Annotated in this window: 14 protein-coding genes; 9 read left to right on the top strand and 5 right to left on the bottom strand. The window is 63.3% G+C overall.

Annotated elements, in window-relative coordinates; all coding sequences use genetic code 11:
* Nucleotides 1-96: 96 nt before the first annotated feature.
* The 5 genes from ileS to dut all read left to right on the top strand — a co-directional run bounded on the left by ileS (nucleotide 97) and on the right by dut (nucleotide 6,275).
* Nucleotides 97-2,946, top strand: a complete 2,850-nt coding sequence (gene ileS / locus L0U83_RS10880) for an isoleucine--tRNA ligase (RefSeq protein WP_233882603.1) — start codon at nucleotides 97-99, stop codon at nucleotides 2,944-2,946.
* Nucleotides 2,946-3,461 (top strand): signal peptidase II, encoded by a 516-nt coding sequence (gene lspA / locus L0U83_RS10885; RefSeq protein ID WP_233882606.1) that lies wholly within the window; start codon nucleotides 2,946-2,948, stop codon nucleotides 3,459-3,461. Before ileS ends, lspA begins: the two co-directional genes overlap by 1 nt.
* A 33-nt stretch (nucleotides 3,462-3,494) precedes the next feature.
* A complete protein-coding gene (gene coaBC / locus L0U83_RS10890) occupies nucleotides 3,495-4,724 on the top strand; it encodes a bifunctional phosphopantothenoylcysteine decarboxylase/phosphopantothenate--cysteine ligase CoaBC (RefSeq protein ID WP_267939227.1) in 1,230 nt (409 codons plus the stop codon).
* Nucleotides 4,725-4,791: 67 nt separating this feature from the next.
* Complete coding sequence (locus L0U83_RS10895) at nucleotides 4,792-5,796, top strand: LLM class flavin-dependent oxidoreductase (protein WP_233882608.1); 1,005 nt, start codon at nucleotides 4,792-4,794, stop codon at nucleotides 5,794-5,796.
* Between the two features lie 32 nt (nucleotides 5,797-5,828).
* Nucleotides 5,829-6,275, top strand: coding sequence for a dUTP diphosphatase (dut, locus tag L0U83_RS10900; protein WP_028205273.1), 447 nt, complete (start codon nucleotides 5,829-5,831; stop codon nucleotides 6,273-6,275).
* A gap of 54 nt (nucleotides 6,276-6,329) precedes the next feature.
* Here dut and L0U83_RS10905 read toward each other — a convergent pair whose 3' ends face one another.
* The 3 genes from L0U83_RS10905 to clpS all read right to left on the bottom strand — a co-directional run bounded on the left by L0U83_RS10905 (nucleotide 6,330) and on the right by clpS (nucleotide 10,562).
* Nucleotides 6,330-7,745, bottom strand: coding sequence for an amino acid permease (locus tag L0U83_RS10905; RefSeq protein WP_233882610.1), 1,416 nt, complete (start codon nucleotides 7,743-7,745; stop codon nucleotides 6,330-6,332).
* Nucleotides 7,746-7,959: 214 nt separating this feature from the next.
* Nucleotides 7,960-10,251, bottom strand: coding sequence for an ATP-dependent Clp protease ATP-binding subunit ClpA (gene clpA / locus L0U83_RS10910; RefSeq protein ID WP_069262762.1), 2,292 nt, complete (start codon nucleotides 10,249-10,251; stop codon nucleotides 7,960-7,962).
* On the bottom strand, nucleotides 10,248-10,562 hold the full coding sequence (gene clpS, locus L0U83_RS10915; RefSeq protein ID WP_028213389.1) for an ATP-dependent Clp protease adapter ClpS: 315 nt from the start codon (nucleotides 10,560-10,562) through the stop codon (nucleotides 10,248-10,250). Before clpS ends, clpA begins: the two co-directional genes overlap by 4 nt.
* A 585-nt stretch (nucleotides 10,563-11,147) precedes the next feature.
* Between clpS and cspD the strand changes: the two genes are divergently transcribed.
* Entirely contained in the window at nucleotides 11,148-11,354 is a 207-nt protein-coding gene (gene cspD / locus L0U83_RS10920) for a cold shock domain-containing protein CspD (RefSeq protein ID WP_017776809.1), read from the top strand.
* 79 nt (nucleotides 11,355-11,433) lie between these two features.
* On the opposite strand, the gene L0U83_RS10925 is transcribed toward cspD, so the two are convergent.
* On the bottom strand, nucleotides 11,434-13,041 hold the full coding sequence (locus L0U83_RS10925; protein WP_233882612.1) for a multicopper oxidase family protein: 1,608 nt from the start codon (nucleotides 13,039-13,041) through the stop codon (nucleotides 11,434-11,436).
* 644 nt (nucleotides 13,042-13,685) lie between these two features.
* Nucleotides 13,686-14,942, bottom strand: coding sequence for an NADP-dependent isocitrate dehydrogenase (icd, locus tag L0U83_RS10930; RefSeq protein ID WP_233882613.1), 1,257 nt, complete (start codon nucleotides 14,940-14,942; stop codon nucleotides 13,686-13,688).
* Between icd and L0U83_RS10935 the strand changes: the two genes are divergently transcribed.
* From L0U83_RS10935 to L0U83_RS10945, 3 genes are all read left to right on the top strand, one after another.
* Entirely contained in the window at nucleotides 14,941-15,189 is a 249-nt protein-coding gene (locus L0U83_RS10935) for a hypothetical protein (RefSeq protein ID WP_233882615.1), read from the top strand. The two genes, icd and L0U83_RS10935, sit on opposite strands and share 2 nt — an antisense overlap.
* A gap of 191 nt (nucleotides 15,190-15,380) precedes the next feature.
* Nucleotides 15,381-15,962, top strand: coding sequence for a pseudouridine synthase (locus L0U83_RS10940; protein ID WP_233882617.1), 582 nt, complete (start codon nucleotides 15,381-15,383; stop codon nucleotides 15,960-15,962).
* A gap of 341 nt (nucleotides 15,963-16,303) precedes the next feature.
* Entirely contained in the window at nucleotides 16,304-16,507 is a 204-nt protein-coding gene (locus L0U83_RS10945) for a hypothetical protein (protein ID WP_233882618.1), read from the top strand.
* The last annotated feature ends 198 nt before the right edge of the window (nucleotides 16,508-16,705 follow it).

Raw genomic sequence — 16,705 nt, forward strand, 5'->3', positions numbered from 1 at the left:
GACGAAAGTTCGCCATGCAGCGCCCGAGGCGACGGTTGCGCGGCATCGGCCGCAACGCTGACGCCACGCATCCCCCGAATTCCACGTGATCTCACCATGAGCGATAAAAAAGCATCCTCCGGCAAGCCGCAGAAGTCCGAATCGAAGTACCCCGTCAACCTGCTCGACACTCCGTTCCCGATGCGCGGCGACCTGCCCAAACGCGAGCCGCAATGGGTCAAGGAATGGGAAGAGAACCAGGTCTACGAGAAGATCCGCGCGGCCTCGAAGGGCCGCAAGAAGTTCATCCTGCACGACGGGCCGCCGTATGCGAACGGCGACATCCACCTCGGCCACGCGGTGAACAAGATCCTCAAGGACATGATCGTCAAGGCGCGCAACCTTGCGGGCTTCGACGCGGTCTACGTGCCGGGCTGGGACTGCCACGGCATGCCGATCGAAATCCAGATCGAAAAGCAGTTCGGCAAGTCGCTGCCCGCCCAGGAAGTGATGCAGAAGGCGCGCGAGTACGCGGCCGGCCAGATCGAGACGCAGAAGAAGGGCTTCAAGCGCCTGGGCGTGCTCGGCGACTGGAACAACCCGTACAAGACGATGAACTTCGCGAACGAGGCCGGCGAGATCCGCGCACTCGCGAAGATCATCGAGAAGGGCTATGTGTTCCGCGGCCTGAAGCCCGTGAACTGGTGCTTCGACTGCGGCTCGGCGCTCGCTGAAGCCGAAGTCGAGTACAAGGACAAGACCGACCCGACCATCGACGTGCTGTTCCCGTTCGCGCAGCCGGCTGAAACGGCGGCCGCGTTCGGCCTCCCCGCCCTGCCGCGCGAGGAAGGCGGCATCGTGATCTGGACCACCACGCCCTGGACGATCCCGTCGAACCAGGCGCTGAACGTACACCCGGAAATCGACTACGCGCTCGTCGACACGCAACGCGGCCTGCTGATTCTCGCCGTCGAGCGCGTGGAAGCGTGCATGAAGGAATTCGGTCTCGACGGCAAGATCGTCGCCACGACGAAGGGCGAAAAGCTCAGCCTGCTGCGCTTCAATCACCCGCTCGCGTCTGCGCATCCGGGCTACAAGCGCACCTCGCCGATCTATCTGGGCGACTACGTCACGACCGACACCGGCACGGGCATCGTGCACTCGGCGCCCGCCTACGGCGTGGAAGACTTCGTGTCGTGCAAGGCGCACAACATGGCGGACTCCGACATCATCAGCCCGGTGATGGGCGATGGCCGTTACGTCGAATCGCTGCCGCTGTTCGGCGGCCTGTCGATCTGGGCGGCGAACCCGAAGATCGTCGACGCGCTCGACGCCGCCGGCACGCTCTTGCGCAGCGAAAAGTACCTGCACAGCTACATGCACTGCTGGCGCCACAAGACGCCCATCATCTATCGCGCCACCTCGCAGTGGTTCGCGGGCATGGATGTCACGCCGAAGGACGGCGGCAAGACGCTGCGCGAAACCGCGCTCGAAGGCATCGAGGCAACCGCGTTCTACCCTTCGTGGGGCAAGCAGCGCCTGTATTCGATGATCGCCAACCGCCCGGACTGGACGCTCTCGCGCCAGCGCCAATGGGGCGTGCCGATGGCGTTCTTCGTGCACAAGGAAACCGGCGAGTTGCATCCGCGCACGCTGGAGCTGCTGGAAGAAGTCGCCGGGCGCGTGGAGAAGGCCGGCATCGAAGCGTGGCAGACGCTCGACCCGCGCGAGCTGATCGGCGACGACGCCAACATGTACGAGAAGAACCGCGACACGCTCGACGTGTGGTTCGACTCGGGCACGACGCACTGGCATGTGCTGCGCGGCTCGCACAAGGACGACCTGCAATTCCCGGCTGATCTGTACCTGGAAGGCTCGGACCAGCACCGCGGCTGGTTCCATTCGTCGCTGCTCACGGCCTCGATGCTTGACGGCCGCCCGCCGTACAACGCCCTGCTCACGCACGGCTTCACCGTCGACGGCGAAGGCCGCAAGATGTCGAAGTCGCTCGGCAACGGCGTCGATCCGCATGAAGTGGCGAACCGCCTTGGCGCCGAAATCATCCGTCTGTGGATCGCCTCGACCGACTACTCGGGCGAACTGGCCATCTCGGAGGAAATCCTCAAGCGCGTGACGGAAGGCTATCGCCGTATTCGCAACACGCTGCGCTTCCTGCTCTCGAACCTGTCGGACTTCGACTTCGAGAAGCACGCGCTGCCCGCAAGCGAATGGCTCGAGATCGACCGTTATGCCGTCGCGCTCACACACACGCTGCAAAACGATGTGCTCGCGCACTACGACCGCTACGAGTTCCACCCGGTGGTGGCCAAGCTCCAGACGTTCTGCTCGGAAGACCTGGGCGGCTTCTACCTCGACGTGCTGAAGGACCGCCTGTACACGAGCGCAGCGGACTCGAAGGCCCGCCGCGGCGCGCAGACGGCCCTGCACCACATCACGCACAGCCTGCTGCGCATCCTCGCGCCGTTCCTTTCGTTCACGGCCGAAGAAGCGTGGAAGGTGTTCCAGCCGCAAAGCGAAACCATCTTCACCGAAACTTTCCACGCCTTCCCGGACGTCGAAAGCGCGCCGGAGCTGATCGCCAAGTGGACGCTGCTGCGCGAAGTGCGCGGCAACGTGACGAAGGCGCTCGAAGAGGCGCGTGTGGCGAACCAGATCGGCTCGTCGCTGCAGGCCGAAGTGCGCATCCTCGCGAGCGGCGCGCGCTACGACGCCCTCACGTCGCTCGGCGACGACCTCAAGTTCGTGCTCATCACCTCGGCGGCGGAAGTCGTGAAGGTGGAAAGCGAAGCGGAGGAAGGTGTCGAAGTGGTCACCTCGAAGTACCTCAAGTGCGAGCGCTGCTGGCACTACCGCGAGGACGTGGGCGCGAACGCCGAGCATCCGGGCCTGTGCGGCCGTTGCGTCGTGAATCTGTTCGGCGACGGTGAGAAACGGAGCGCGGCATAATGGCAAAAACGCTGTCGAAGCAAACCAGGTCGAACGGCGCAGGCGGCACGCTCGCGCCGTGGCTGGGGGTCGCGGTCATCGTGATCCTCGCCGATCAGCTGACGAAAATCGCCATCAACAAGGTGTTCAGCTACGGCGAAGGCCGCGTGATCACGCCGTTCTTCAACCTCGTGCTGGTCTATAACAAGGGGGCGGCGTTCAGCTTCCTGTCCGCTGCGGGCGGCTGGCAACGCTGGGCGTTCACCGCGCTCGGCGTGGTGGCGGCGCTCGTGATCTGCTATCTGCTCAAGCGCCACGCCACGCAGAAGCTCTTCTGCACGGCGCTCGCGCTCATCATGGGCGGCGCGCTCGGCAACGTGATCGACCGCCTGCTCTACGGCCACGTGATCGACTTTCTCGACTTCCACGTGGGCGGCTGGCACTGGCCGGCGTTCAACCTGGCCGACAGCGCGATCACCGTCGGCGCGGTGCTGCTGGTGTTCGACGAATTGCGGCGCGTGCGCGGCGCGCGCTGAGTGTGCGCCCTGCACGGTTAAAGGAGCTGTGACTTGAACACGTCCGCTGCAAACCCAGGCGAACTTGCCGGCCGCCACCTCGTGCTCGGCATGACGGGCGGCATTGCCTGCTACAAGATCGCTGAACTCACGCGCCTCTTGACCAAGGCAGGCGCGACCGTGCAGATCGTGATGACCGAGGCGGCCACGCAGTTCATCACGCCCGTCACGATGCAGGCGCTCTCGGGGCGCACCGTCTACACGAGCCAGTGGGACGCACGCGTGCCCAATAACATGGCGCACATCGACCTCTCGCGCGAGGCCGACGCCATCGTCATCGCGCCCGCCTCGACCGATTTCCTCGCCAAGCTCGCCCACGGTTTCGCCGACGACCTGCTCTCCACGCTGTGCGTGGCGCGCGACTGCCCGCTGCTGGTCGTGCCCGCGATGAACCGGCAGATGTGGCAAAACCCGGCCACGCAGCGCAACGTCGCGCAACTGCGCGCGGACGGCATCGAGACGCTCGGCCCCGATTCCGGCCCGCAGGCCTGCGGCGAGATCGGCGACGGACGCATGCTCGAACCCGAAGCTGTGTACGAGGCGATCGTCTCGTTCTTCGCGCCGAAGGTGCTCGCGGGCCGCAAGCTCCTGATCACCGCCGGCCCGACCTTCGAGCCGCTCGATCCGGTGCGCGGCATCACCAACCGCTCGAGCGGCAAGATGGGCTTCGCGCTCGCGCGCGCCGCGCAGCAGGCGGGCGCCGAGGTGCATCTGGTTGCGGGTCCGGTCGGGCTGGCAACGCCGTGGGGCGTGTATCGCGAAGACGTTCAAACCGCCCAGCAGATGTACGACGCCGTCATGCGCGCCGCAACCGGCTCCGATGTCTTCATCGGCGTGGCGGCCGTGGCCGACTGGCGCGTCGATCACGTTGCCGAGCACAAGATCAAGAAGACGGCCGAGCACCGCATGCCGACGTTCACGTTCGTCGAGAACCCGGACATCCTCGCCTCGGTCGCGGCGCTGCCGAATCCGCCGTACTGCGTGGGCTTCGCCGCCGAAAGCGGCGACCTCGACGTGCACGGCGAAGAAAAGCGCGCGCGCAAGAAGGTGCCGCTCCTGATCGGCAATCTCGGCCCGCTCACCTTCGGCCAGGACGACAATGAAGTCGTGCTGTTCGAGGCGGCAGGCCGCACGCCGCTGCCGCGCGCGGCCAAGCAGGCGCTCGCGCAGACGCTCGTCGCCGAGATCGCGCGGCGTCTGCCCGACCAGAGCATCATCTCGTGACGCACGCGCCGGCGCAGCGGAGTGCCGGCGCCCGGCGCCGCGAACACAGGCAAGGAGCAGTACTGCCATGACACTGCTTTCCGTACTGGACCAGTCGCCCGTCATCGCCGGGCACAGCGCGGCAGACGCCATCGCCGCCACCATCGAACTCGCACAGCTTGCCGACGACCTCGGCTACACGCGCTATTGGTGCGCCGAACACCACGGCCTGCTGGGCGTGTGCAACCCGTGCCCCGAAGTCATGCTCGCGCGCCTTGGCGGCGTGACGAAGCGCATCCGCATCGGCTCGGGCGGCATCATGCTGCCCTATTACAGCCCGTTCAAGATCGCCGAGCAGTTCATGATGCTCGAGGCGCTCTTTCCGGGGCGCGTCGATCTTGGTGTCGGGCGCGCGCCGGGCGGCGACATGCGTACGGCGCAGGCCGTGGCCGCGGGCGTGTACAACCGCGGCGACCAGTTCACGCAGCAAGTGCAGGATCTCGTCGGCCTGATGGACGGCAAGCTCCCCGCCGACCACCTCGCGCACGGCGTGGTACTGCAGCCGCAGATCGACACGCGCCCGCAGCTCTGGGTGCTCGGTTCGAGCGACTTCGGCGGCATCCTCGCCGCGCAGCTCGGGCTGCGCTTCTCGTTCGCGCACTTCATCAACGCGCACTTCGGGCATCTCGTCGCAGAGGCGTATCTCGACCGCTTCAAGCCGGGCCACGAGGCGAAACCGTATCTCGCATGCGCCGTGTTCGCGATCTGCGCCGACACCGAAGCCGAAGCCGCGGACCTCGAAAAGGCCGTCGACCTACGCCGCGTGCAGATGGCCTACGGCCTGAACGCGCCGATTCCGAGCCTCGAGCAGGGGCGCGCGCAGGAGTACGGCGAGCGCGAGCAGATCGTGATCGACCGCGAGAAGCCGCGCAGCGTGATCGGCACACCTGAGAGCGTCACGGAGCGCCTGCTCGCGATCAAGGACAACTTTCGTGCCGACGAACTGATCGTGCTGACCGTTGCGGGCAGCTACAAGGCTCGTCTGCGCTCTTATGAACTTCTCGCCGAGGCGTTCCAGCTGCCTCGCGCCTGAGCGATCCACCACCGCCCCATCCCCCTGACTTCATGAAAATCGACATCAAGATCCTGAACGAGCGCATGCGCGACCAACTGCCCCATTACGCTACGCCGGGCAGCGCCGGGCTCGACCTGCGCGCGTGCCTCGACGCGCCGATCACGCTCGAACCGGGCGAAACGAAGCTCGTGCCGACGGGTCTCGCCATCCACGTGGCCGACCCCGGCTACGCGGCGCTGATCCTGCCGCGCTCGGGCCTCGGCCACAAGCACGGCATCGTGCTCGGCAACCTCGTTGGCCTGATCGACTCGGACTACCAGGGGGAACTGATGATTTCGACCTGGAACCGTGGCCATACTACCTTCACGCTCAATCCGCTGGAGCGCCTCGCGCAGCTCGTGATCGTGCCGGTCGTGCAAGCGCAGTTCAACATCGTCGACGACTTCGAGGCGAGCGAACGCGGCGCGGGCGGTTTCGGCAGCACGGGCAAGCACTAACCCCTGCGGTTGCGCTGGCAACAAAAAAGCACGCCTTGGCGTGCTTTTTTGCGTTTAGACGGAGGCTTCGGTACGCTGCGCCGCGCCCGGACCCCGGCGATACCAGAGCGCATAGACCACCACGAGCACCGCAAGAAACGCGAGGCCGTAGACCAGCGTCATGCGGAATTCGCGCGTAAAGGCCGTGCCGGCCAGAATGCCGAGCATCAACAGCGCGCCCAGCACACTCGTGAACGGGAAACCCCACATGCGGAACGCGAGCGGCGCGCCGCCTTCACGCGCCTGTCGCACGCGGAAAAAGATCTGCGTGACGAAGATCATGAACCACGTGAACATCGCGCCGAACATGGCGATCGACATCATCAGCGTGAACGCCGCCTGTGGCCAGATCGCGTTGAGCACTGCCGCCACCGCAATGCCGATGGTGGACAGCGAGAGCGCGGCGGTCGGCACGCCGTGGCGCGTGAGGCGTCCGAACGCCGCGGGCGCATAGCCCGCGCGCGAGAGGCTGAACATCATGCGCGTGGTGATGTAGAGCTGGCTGTTCATGGCCGAAAGCGCCGCCACCAGCACGATGAAGTTGATCGCGCCCGCCGCGTAAGGCACGCCAGTCGCGGCCATCACCTTCACGAACGGGCTCTCGTTCCCGCCCGCCTGGGTCCAGGGCACGATGGCAAGCATGAGCGCGAGCGTGAGCAGGTAGAACAGCACGAGCCGCAGCACCGTCGCGCGAAACGCACGCGTGACGGCGCGCTGCGGGTCCTGCGCCTCGGCGGCCGCCACGGCGATCGTCTCCACGCCGAGGTAGCTGAAGAGCGAGACGATCGTCCCCACCCACACGCCCCACCATCCTCGCGGCAGCAAGCCGCCGTGCGATGTGTAGTTCGCGAAGCCCACACCCGAGCCGGCTGGCGCGCGCCAAACGAACCATGCGCCCAGCACGATGAACGCAACGATGGCCGCGATCTTGAGGCTCGAAAACAGATATTCGATGGCGCCGTAAGCGCGCACACTCATTGCGTTCACAACGATCAGCGCTGCTGAGAATCCGATGATCCAGTAGAGCCCCGGCACGTGCGGAAACCAGAACTTCATGTAGACGGCGATCGCCGCGACTTCGGTGCCGACAGCCAGCACGTACGCCGACCAGTACGCATAGCGCACGACAAAGCCGGCGAGCGGCCCGATATAGTGCTCGGCATACGCGCCGAACGAGCCCGACACAGGATGCGCGACGGTCATTTCGGCCAGTGCGCCCATCAACAGCAAGGCGATCAGCGCGCCGATCGCGTAGGAAATGAGTACGCCCGGCCCGGCGAAAGAGATCGCGAAGCCGCTGCCGAGAAAGAGCCCGGTGCCGACTGCGCCGCCGATGGCGATCATCGTCATCTGCCCGGCGGACAAGCCCTGGCGCAGCCCTTGTTCGCGCTCGACGATGGCTTCGAACGCGCCAGATTTACGTGGTACCACTGTTACACCCCTGCTTCGCGCGAGACGCTACTGAAGCGCCGCGCATCAAGAAAACGCCGACGGCGGGACAAACCCGCATTTTACCGGCTGACGGCTTGCCCACCTGCGCGTCATGGCGCAACCCCTGAACCGGCCAGCCCAAAAGAAAAAACGGCGCAGTCGTTTCGGACTGCGCCGTCTTGCCTGAAGGCTGTATGCGCTTTCGCGCCGCCGCTTACTCCACTTCGACCGCTTCTGGATTGCGCGGCGCCGGTTGCTCGTCGAACGTGAGCTGGACCTTGTCCTCCGCATCGACGTCCACGGTCACGCGCCCGCCGTTCATGAGCTTGCCGAACAGCAGTTCGTCGGCGAGTGCACGACGGATCGTGTCCTGGATCAGGCGCTGCATCGGCCGCGCGCCCATCAGCGGGTCGAAGCCATGCTTTGCCAGATGCTTGCGCAGCGCGTCGGTGAAGACGGCGTCGACCTTCTTCTCGTGCAGCTGGTCTTCCAGTTGCATGAGGAACTTGTCGACCACGCGCATGATGATTTCCTCATCGAGCGCGCGGAAGCTGATCGTCTGGTCGAGCCGGTTGCGGAACTCCGGCGTGAACAGGCGCTTGATATCGGCCAGTTCGTCGCCCTGCTCGCGCCGGGTCGTGAAGCCGATCGTCGACTTGTTCATCGCCTCGGCGCCCGCGTTCGTCGTCATGATGATGATGACGTTGCGGAAATCCGCCTTGCGGCCGTTGTTGTCGGTCAGCGTGCCGTGGTCCATTACCTGCAGCAGCACGTTGAAGATGTCCGGGTGCGCCTTCTCGATTTCGTCGAGCAACAGCACGCAGTGCGGCTTCTTCGTGACGGCTTCGGTGAGCAAACCGCCCTGGTCGAACCCGACGTAGCCCGGTGGCGCGCCGATCAAACGGCTCACCGCATGGCGCTCCATGTACTCTGACATATCGAAGCGGATCAGCTCGATACCGAGCGTGAACGCGAGCTGGCGCGCGACTTCCGTCTTGCCGACGCCGGTCGGGCCGGAGAACAGGAACGAGCCGATTGGCTTGTCCGTTTTGCCGAGACCCGCGCGCGCCATCTTGATCGAAGCCGAAAGCGCGTCGATAGCCGGATCCTGGCCGAACACCACCGCCTTGAGGTCGCGGTCGAGCGTTTGCAGCTTGCTGCGATCGTCCTGCGAGACGCTTTGCGCCGGCACGCGCGCGATCTTCGAGATGATCTCTTCGATCTCGCTCTTGCCAATCGTCTTCTTCTGCTTCGACTTCGGCAGAATGCGCTGGGCCGCGCCCGCTTCGTCGATCACGTCGATTGCCTTGTCGGGCAAGTGACGGTCGGTGATGAAGCGCGCCGACAATTCAGCGGCCGCGTTCAGTGCGCCCGATGAATACTTCACGCCGTGGTGCTCTTCGAAGCGCGACTTCAGGCCACGCAGGATCGCGACGGTCTGTTCGACGGTCGGCTCGACCACGTCGACCTTCTGGAAGCGCCGCGACAGCGCCGCGTCCTTCTCGAAGATGCCGCGGTATTCCGTGAACGTCGTAGCGCCAATGCACTTAAGCGTGCCCGACGAGAGCGCCGGCTTGAGCAGGTTCGACGCATCGAGCGTGCCGCCCGATGCCGCACCCGCGCCGATCAGCGTATGAATTTCGTCGATGAACAGAATGGCGTGCGGGCGCTCTTTCAGTTCCTTCAGCACCGTTTTGAGGCGCTGCTCGAAGTCGCCGCGATATTTCGTGCCCGCAAGCAGCGCGCCCATATCAAGCGAGTAGACCTGGGCATCTGCAAGAATGTCCGGCACTTCGCCGCGCGTAATGCGCCAGGCGAGCCCCTCCGCGATCGCGGTCTTGCCGACACCGGCCTCGCCGACGAGCAGCGGATTGTTCTTGCGGCGGCGGCACAGCACCTGCACCACGCGCTCCACTTCCAGTTCGCGACCGATGAGCGGATCGATCCGGCCGTCCTTCGCCATCTGGTTCAGGTTCTGCGTGAACTGGGCGAGCGGGGTTTCCTTCTGGCCGGCGGCGTCTTCGGCTTCGGCGTTCGCGTCGCTGGCCTTGGCGGCTTCGCCGCTGCCCGTCTTCGCGATGCCGTGCGAAATGAAATTCACGACGTCCAGACGCGTGACGCCCTGCTGCTGCAGGTAGTACACCGCGTGCGAGTCCTTCTCGCCGAAGATGGCGACCAGCACGTTCGCGCCCGTGACTTCCTTCTTGCCGTTGGAAGTGGACTGCACGTGCATGATCGCGCGCTGGATCACCCGCTGGAACCCGAGCGTCGGCTGCGTATCGACGTCATCCGTGCCGGGAACCGTAGGCGTATTGTCGTGAATGAAGTTGCGCAGGTTCTGTCGCAGGTCTTCGATATTGGCGGCACACGCACGCAATACTTCCGCCGCTGTTGGATTGTCCAACAGCGCCAGCAGCAGATGCTCGACCGTTATGAACTCGTGCCGTGCCTGACGTGCTTCCATGAACGCCATGTGCAGGCTGACTTCCAGTTCCTGGGCAATCATGCTTCCTCCATCACACACTGCAGCGGATGCCCGGCCTGCCGTGCATGGGTAACGACTTGCTCAACCTTGGTCGACGCGATATCTCGCGTATAGACCCCACAAACGCCCCTGCCCTCGCGATGCACCTTCAACATGATCTGCGTTGCGGTCTCGCGGTCCTTATTGAAATATTCCTGCACGACCATCACGACGAATTCCATCGGCGTGTAGTCGTCATTCATTAGCACGACCTTGTACATGGAGGGCGGTTTGACCTTTTGCTCCTGCCGCTCCAGTACGGTTGAATCCTGCTTGTCCGGGATAATCGCCATACACCCATTCTAAACAACTCGGACAGGCCCGCAATCCTGCCGTAACCTGACCGGCCGGCCGGTGAACCCGGCGCTCCCGACCTGCGACCCGCTGCAAGCAATTCATGCGCCCTGGCCCGGCCCCGATCCCTTGGACCGGCTGCGGGGCCGGTACACAATCCTGCTCTCAGCAGCTTTCACGCCACCGTTGAATCGAGTATCGCACAACCTTGGCGTTGCCGTGGGAAGCTACTGTAGGCGCCCGCACGCTCAGCGTCAGATTCCATGCTGCGGTGCATCCCATGTGAGTCGCTTGTGCGATTTTTCAAGATGGCTTGTGCGCCCTGCCTTGCACACCGGCGCTCAGCGTCGGCGAAAAGCAGGAAAAACCCTGGAAATGCGCTCTTTACAACGCGTCAGAGAGCGTCTCAAAATATTCTTGACAGCAGAATAAAGACCCTCAACAATCAAGCTGGCACTTTTTTCAACCGCCTTAAATTCGAAAAAATGCCGTTGGTGAGCTTGTGAGGAGGGGGCGATCGCACCGCGATCGTTTGGCTTTTCGAACTGCTCGTGGTAGTGACATGAGTTACAGGGGAAGTTGGTATGGCAACCGGTACGGTCAAGTGGTTCAACGACGCGAAGGGTTTCGGGTTCATTACGCCGGATGAAGGCGGCGAGGACCTGTTCGCTCACTTTTCGGCTATTCAAATGAATGGCTTCAAGACCCTCAAAGAAGGGCAGAAGGTGAGCTTCGAGGTCGTGCAAGGCCCGAAGGGTAAACAGGCATCGAACATTCAGGCAGCAGCCTGATCTGTTCGGTACCCGTACCTTGGAAACCCGGCTTCGGCCGGGTTTCTTTTTGGCGTCATCGTTCTTTAACGTTTGAACGCTAGTTCACGCGTAACGTGCCCATCATGCCGAGATCCTCGTGTTCGAGGATGTGGCAATGAAACATGCGGTCGCCCGCCTCGTGCTGGACCGTTGCGATGTGCACTGTTTCGCCCGGCCGCACGTTCACCGTGTCGCGCCACGCCAGCAGTTCCTCTGCCTTGCGCACGCCGCCCCGTTCACGCGCCACCACCTGAAATTGCGTACCGTGAAGATGAAACGGATGATCCATGTCCGTGCCGTTTGCTGTCGCCCAGTGCTCGACTTCGCCGCGCCGGCTCGTCAGCGTCACGCGCGCCGGATCGAAAACCGCGCCGTTCACCATGAACTGCATGCCGCGCGGCATGGACTGCGTGGACGCGCCCGGCGCGTGCATCGCTTTCATGTCCATGGCTTCGCTGAACACCACGCTTTTTTGCGGGATCGTTAGCGAACCTGACGAAACGAGCGGCGCAATCTCGCGCAAGCGCGCCGGCAACGCCGGTCGTGTCGCGGCGCTAGCCGGTGCGAAGCCAACGTTCGCCAGGATCAGCGATGGCCCCGCAGGCAAGCTGCCGTGTGTCATTGCCATTTTGTGGCGATCGTATTGCGCGGCAATCAGCGACGCGCGCGAGGCGCCCTGCCCCACGCGCACAATCAGTTCAGCGCGCTCGCCCGGCGCAAGCAAAAGCGAGGTGACGCCCTCACGCGGCGCGCCCAGCAGGCCGCCGTCCGTGCCCACCTGTGCGAAGGCGCGGCCGTCATCGAAGGCGAGTTGCAGATAGCGCGCGTTACAGCCATTCCAGACGCGCCAGCGCTCGTCGCGCACGACCTCGATTTGCGGCTCACGCGCCCCGTTCACGAGCACGTACTGCCCTTCGCGGCCGTTCATCCAGTCCATCATGTTGTTCGCGGGAATCGTGCCGTCGGCCGCGAGTTTCAGGTCGGAAACGAACAGATGCCGCTCAGGCCACGCTGCGAGCGGATCGTCGGCGGCGCGCACCACGAAGGGGCCCGCCAGCCCGCGGAACACCTGCTCCGAACTCAGCATGTGGGGATGCGGGTGATACCAGTAAGTGCCCGCGCTTCCCCGCGGCAACGTGAAGCGATAAACGTGCTGTTCGCCCGGCGCGACAGGTTTCGACGGATTGCCGTCCTGATCTGGCGGCACGGGCAGGCCGTGCCAATGGATCGTCGAAGGCTGCGGCAACCGGTTCACGAAGGTGATTTCGACGGTATCGCCCTCGCGCACGTCGATCAACGGACCGATGACCGGGCCGTCCTTTTCCGTCGCTGCTCGTGCGTCGAGCCCATCGTATTGCCAGAAGACCGTGTGCGGTTTTCCGGGCAACAGCGCACGCGCCGCGGGCTGCGCGATCAGCGTCGCACGAAACTGGCCCGGCTCGCTGCTCTGATTGGCAAGCCTGCGCAGCGCGGCAAGCGGCGCGCCGGCGGGCAGCGCATCGGCAGCCGCCAGCGGCGTTTGCGTCTGCATCATGCCGCCCGACATCGCGGGCATGCTCGACATGCCGTGCATGGCGTGCATACCATCTTGCGCGAATGCGCGGCGCGCGAACAGGGTCGCGGCGGCGGCGCTCAACGCGCTGGAAAGAAATGCTCTTCGTTTCATCAATGAGTTCCTCATACCTCGTTCATGCCAGAGCACGTGGCGCGCCATAGCGGGCACGCCGCGCGTGCGGCCGTTCGCTTCGCGCATGCGAAGCATTTCGGACCGCTCAGACGATCGGAGGAGGTAATGGAGGAGCGTGGGTAATCCCGGCACGCAGCGCAACGGGACGAACATTGAGTGGAGAGCCATCGGCAACGTGCATACCCAACGCCAACGCAGCGGGTGGCGCGCCGCAATGCACGCCGCAGCCCGCGACACAACAATTCGTACCGCACGCGCGATGCGAACCGTGGCCACTTGTGTTCGTGATGGAACCGGATTTCGTCGTGCCGCAATGATCGACGGTCACTGCTACGCTGTGCGCCGCCTGCCCGATTCGCTGCGAGTGCTCACATGCCGTCGCGCCGCGCACGGCGAAGAGCGCGAACAGGCAAGCAAGAAAAAAACGACATAAAAAACGCATGCGACTCGAGCAAAGGACTGAGCAGATAGATACGCACCATCATATCGCACAGCAGCCATCGCGATGCGCACGACGCCGTGCTGTGTCCAGGACAAAAAGAAAAACCCCGGCGAACCAGAGGTCCACCGGGGTTCTCGCAATTCGTACCGCGTAAATTTGACAAATTCGCTGACGAATTCGCTCACATATTCTCGATCATCACCTGCCCGAAGCCCGAGCACGACACTTGCGTCGCCCCTTCCATCAGCCGCGCGAAGTCATAGGTTACGCGCTTCTGCAGAATCGACTTCTCCATCGACGCAATGATGAGATTCGCCGCCTCGACCCAGCCGAGATGACGCAGCATCATTTCCGCCGAGAGAATTTCGGAGCCCGGATTCACATAGTCCTTGCCCGCATATTTAGGCGCCGTACCATGAGTGGCCTCGAACATCGCAACGGAGTCCGAAAGATTCGCACCTGGTGCGATACCAATGCCGCCGACTTGTGCCGCCAGCGCGTCGGAAATGTAATCGCCATTCAGGTTCAGCGTAGCGATCACGTCGTATTCGGCCGGGCGCAGCAGGATCTGCTGGAGGAAGGCATCGGCGATCACGTCCTTGATCACGATGTCGCCGCCCGTCTTCGGATTCTTGATCTTCATCCACGGGCCGCCATCTATCAGTTCCGCTGCGAACTCCTTCTGTGCGAGCGCATAACCGTAGTCGCGGAACGCGCCTTCGGTGAACTTCATGATGTTGCCCTTGTGCACGAGCGTGACCGAACGGCGCTCGTTGTCGATCGCATACTGGATCGCCTTGCGCACGAGACGCTCGGTGCCCTCGCGCGATACCGGCTTGACGCCGACGCCCGAGCTATCTGGAAAGCGGATCTTCGCCACGCCCATCTCTTCGCGCAGGAACTTGATGAGCTTCTTCGCGCCTTCGGATTCCGCGGGCCATTCGATGCCCGCATAGATATCTTCCGAGTTCTCGCGGAAGATGACCATGTTGACCTTCTCCGGCGCGCGCACCGGCGAGGGCACGCCCTTGAAGTACTGCACAGGGCGCAGGCACACGTACAGGTCGAGTTGCTGGCGCAGCGCGACGTTCAGCGAGCGGATGCCGCCGCCGACGGGCGTCGTGAGCGGCCCCTTGATCGACACAACGTACTCCTTCACGACATCGAGCGTTTCGTCGGGCAGCCACACGTCGGGACCGTACACGCGCGTCGCCTTCTCGCCCGCGTAGATTTCCATCCAGTGAATCTTGCGCTTGCCGCCGTAGGCCTTTTCAACTGCCGCGTCGACCACCTTCAGCATGACTGGCGTAATGTCCACGCCCGTGCCATCGCCTTCGATGTACGGGATGATCGGCTGGTCCGAGACGTTGAGCGAGAAGTCCGGATTGACGGTGATCTTTTCACCGCCGGTCGGAACCAAGATGTGCTGATACGGCATGATCGACTCCAGTAAGGGCAAGGCTGTTGTAGCGAATTTGACGCGGCGCTCGGCGCCTCGCGGCGGCGGCGAAGCCGTTTCGCACGGCGAGAGAGGCATCTCGCCGTTGCGGCTTCTCGACAACCGGCGCGCGGTCGATATTCGCAGCAAGACTGTCCAGGGACACGCGACGCGCAACGCGCAACCAGGCGGAGCAAGCGGCTTGACGAGCGGCTTGCCAGGCGGCGCGAGCGGCCCGTCGGCGTGAGGGTCTGGCGGCTATTCTAGCCCACGCCTCGCGCATGCGTGCCCCACACTTCACACGAGCGCGCAGCCGCAACGGGGCGAGCTGGGGCGCTTTAGTCTTATATCTTATATAAGAGATAAAAACTGGCGAGGCGCAATATGCATTAAGATCTCGGCGCTAGCCAGTCATCCATTCGTACCCGCCGCCCTGTCATGCGTTTGATCGCCCTCAATAAACCGTTCGCTACGATCTGCCAGTTTTCGCCGCACGAAACACGTCAGTCACTCGCGGATTGGGTGAAGGTGCCGGGCGTCTATCCTGCGGGCCGACTCGACTCCGATAGCGAAGGCCTCCTGCTGCTCACCGACGACGGCGCATTGCAGGCGCGCATTGCCGAACCGAAACGCAAACTCGTCAAGCGCTATTGGGCGCAAGTGGAAGGCGAGCCCGATGCAGCTGCGCTCGCCGCGCTCGAACGCGGCGTCGATCTTGGCGACTTCGTGACGCAGCCGTGTCGAACAAGAATCATTGCTACGCCAGAGAATTTGTGGCCGCGCAATCCGCCGATTCGTTATCGCGCATCGATACCCACCACGTGGGTGGAGATCGCGATCAGCGAAGGTAAGAACAGGCAGGTGCGACGCATGACCGCGGCAGTGGGCTATCCAACATTGCGGCTTGTACGCGTCGCGATTGGCGCACTCGATATTTTTTCACTTGGCCTCACGCCCGGCGAAAGCATCGACGTGCCCACGAATGCGCCCTGGCAAAACACGATTCACAAACACAAGTGATTGTTGTGCAAGCACTTTTCGCTTGTTGATCGATTTTTTTCGAATCACGCAACACGTCCCTCACCTTTCTGTTGCGTCTCGTTACGAAGCAAATAAAAAGTTTGCGTCAACCGTCTCGCGAGACCATGCGTTATTCGACGCAGATGCCAGAAGCTATCCGGCATTCAGCCTTCCGGGTCCTCGCAGCAATGCGCGGTCCTGACCGCTGGCAGACGCAGAACTCAAATTCACGCGAATTTGTCGTAGGCGACTGTCAACCGAAAGGTGGATGGCACGTTTACCGACCTGACTCCAAAAACCGGGTCACTTGGTTAATTAACTCAAGCTTGAGGATTCACAACATGAACAAACTGATCGCTGCTCTGGTCGCTGGCCTCTTCGCATCGGCTGCATTCGCACAAGCTTCGGCTCCGGAAGCTGCTTCGGCTGCTCCGGCTGCTGCTGCTTCGGCTGCTCACAAGTCGTCGCACAAGAAGTCGACGCACAAGAAGTCGTCGCACAAGAAGGCAGCGAAGGCTGAAGCCGCTTCGGCAGCTTCGGAGTAAGCTTGCTGTAAGACGCATGAAGAAGCGGCATTCGTTGCCGCTCTTCGCGCGACGAAAGGCAGAGCGCCGCAAGGCGTTCTGCCTTTTTGTTTGGCTGCGCATTTTTTCAGGCAGCATTTTGACGCGCACGCTCGCCACATCACGTCGATGACGTGAATGATGATGTGAAGCGCGCCGCGCATTTCGACCCGTTCTGAC

Origin of the sequence: Paraburkholderia flagellata, from assembly GCF_021390645.1 — a bacterium.
Taxonomy (GTDB): Bacteria; Pseudomonadota; Gammaproteobacteria; order Burkholderiales; family Burkholderiaceae; genus Paraburkholderia; species Paraburkholderia flagellata.

Bases quoted from the DNA above. Each gene is read 5' to 3' on its own strand.
- icd (WP_233882613.1), bottom strand. From the start codon at position 14,942: ATGCCGTATCAGCACATCTTGGTTCCGACCGGCGGTGAAAAGATCACC.
- clpS (WP_028213389.1), bottom strand. From the start codon at position 10,562: ATGGCGATTATCCCGGACAAGCAGGATTCAACCGTACTGGAGCGGCAG.
- L0U83_RS10945 (WP_233882618.1), top strand. From the start codon at position 16,304: ATGAACAAACTGATCGCTGCTCTGGTCGCTGGCCTCTTCGCATCGGCT.
- ileS (WP_233882603.1), top strand. From the start codon at position 97: ATGAGCGATAAAAAAGCATCCTCCGGCAAGCCGCAGAAGTCCGAATCG.
- clpA (WP_069262762.1), bottom strand. From the start codon at position 10,251: ATGATTGCCCAGGAACTGGAAGTCAGCCTGCACATGGCGTTCATGGAA.
- L0U83_RS10935 (WP_233882615.1), top strand. From the start codon at position 14,941: ATGATCGACTCCAGTAAGGGCAAGGCTGTTGTAGCGAATTTGACGCGG.
- L0U83_RS10895 (WP_233882608.1), top strand. From the start codon at position 4,792: ATGACACTGCTTTCCGTACTGGACCAGTCGCCCGTCATCGCCGGGCAC.
- L0U83_RS10940 (WP_233882617.1), top strand. From the start codon at position 15,381: ATGCGTTTGATCGCCCTCAATAAACCGTTCGCTACGATCTGCCAGTTT.
- cspD (WP_017776809.1), top strand. From the start codon at position 11,148: ATGGCAACCGGTACGGTCAAGTGGTTCAACGACGCGAAGGGTTTCGGG.
- lspA (WP_233882606.1), top strand. From the start codon at position 2,946: ATGGCAAAAACGCTGTCGAAGCAAACCAGGTCGAACGGCGCAGGCGGC.
- L0U83_RS10925 (WP_233882612.1), bottom strand. From the start codon at position 13,041: ATGAAACGAAGAGCATTTCTTTCCAGCGCGTTGAGCGCCGCCGCCGCG.
- dut (WP_028205273.1), top strand. From the start codon at position 5,829: ATGAAAATCGACATCAAGATCCTGAACGAGCGCATGCGCGACCAACTG.